The sequence below is a fragment of the Ideonella sp. P3_A4 genome, assembly GCF_056403075.1.
Window position 1 is genome coordinate 1 of sequence record NZ_JBFUGE010000997.1, and the last position, 1,549, is coordinate 1,549.

Genomic DNA, 1,549 nt, shown 5'->3' on the forward strand with positions numbered 1-1,549 from the left:
GAACGTGCTCCTTGCGCAGCAGGTTCAGGAAGGGGTCTTGTAGGAGTTGCCCTTTATTACTCACGATATGCTCCGTGTTGGAAGAAGTGTTGGAGTTGTCACGTTAACACAGCGGGCCAGAAATCCGGCCCCTTTGGTGCCTTTGGCACCGCCTTGCAAGGGAATCAAGTCGCCCGCGGCAGCTGGGTGTGACCTTGAGGCCCCAGTTCTCAGTGTTCGCCTTCGGCGAAAGGGTTCCGAGAGAGTTTCATTTCGATGCGCATCGGCGTGCCGACGAGCTTGAAATGCTCGCGGAATCGCCCTTCGAGATAACGCTTGTACGAATCGGTGATGTGCTCCAGCGAATTGCCGTGGATCACGATGATCGGCGGGTTCATCCCGCCTTGGTGGGCATAGCGCAGTTTGGGCCGGAAGGCGCCGGCGCGCTTCGGCGCCTGKTGCTCCACCGCTTCGTGCAGCAAACGCGTCAGCACCGGCGTCGGCATCTTCTTGGTGGCTGACGCATGGGCATCGGCGATCGCCTTCCACAGCGGACCAAGCCCGACGCGCTTCAGCGCCGAGATGTGCAGGATGGGCGCGAACTTCAGGAACGCGAGACGCTGCTCGATCGAGCGCTCCAGCATCTGGCGCTGGTAGCTGTCGATCGCATCCCACTTGTTGATCGCGATCACGACCGCGCGGCCAGAGTCGAGGATGTAGCCGGCGATGTGCGCGTCCTGGTCGCTCACGCCTTGCGTGGCATCGACCATCAGCACGACGACGTTGGCGTCGGCGATCGCCTGCAGCGTCTTCACGACCGAGAACTTCTCGATCGCTTCGAAGACCTTGCCCTTGCGGCGCAGGCCGGCGGTGTCGATCAACTCGAAGCGCTTGCCGTCGCGCTCGAACGGCACGTGGATCGCGTCACGCGTCGTGCCCGGCATGTCGAACGCGATCAAGCGCTCTTCACCGAGCCAGGTATTGATCAGTGTCGATTTGCCAACGTTCGGCCGGCCAGACACGGCCAGGCGGATCGGCCCGTTCTCGTCGGCTTCAGCGGCTTCTTCGTCTTCTTCCGGGAAGTCGATCAGCGCCGCTTCCAGCAGACTGCGGATGCCCTGCCCGTGCGCTGCGGACACCGGGTGCGGCTCACCCATGCCCAGCTCGTAGAACTCGGCCAGCAGCGGCGATTCGGACATGCCTTCGGCCTTGTTGACCGCGAGCAGCACGCGCTTGTTGGCCTGGCGCAGGTAGCGAGCGATGTCCTGGTCTTGGCCGGACAGGCCCGTGCGCACATCGACGACGAAAACCACCACGTCGGCTTCGGCCACGGCCTGGCGCGTCTGGCGCGCCATTTCCTTGACGATGCCTGTCGTGCTGTCGGGCTCGAAGCCACCGGTGTCGATGACGATGAACTCGCGGCTGCCCAGGCGGCCGTCGCCATAGTGGCGGTCACGCGTCAAGCCGGCAAAGTCGGCCACGATCGCATCGCGGCTCTTCGTCATGCGGTTGAAGAGCGTGGACTTGCCGACGTTGGGACGCCCCACCAGGGCGATAACGGGTTTCAAGG

General features: G+C 63.4%; 1 protein-coding gene and 1 pseudogene. Both read right to left on the reverse strand.

Features of this window, described 5'->3' with window-relative positions; translation table 11 throughout:
* A pseudogene (locus AC1DYI_RS35225) lies at nt 1-64 on the reverse strand (RNA chaperone Hfq); the annotation flags it as partial.
* A gap of 145 nt (nt 65-209) precedes the next feature.
* Entirely contained in the window at nt 210-1,547 is a 1,338-nt protein-coding gene (gene der, locus AC1DYI_RS35230) for a ribosome biogenesis GTPase Der (RefSeq protein WP_477208741.1), read from the reverse strand.
* Between the last annotated feature and the right edge of the window lie 2 nt (nt 1,548-1,549).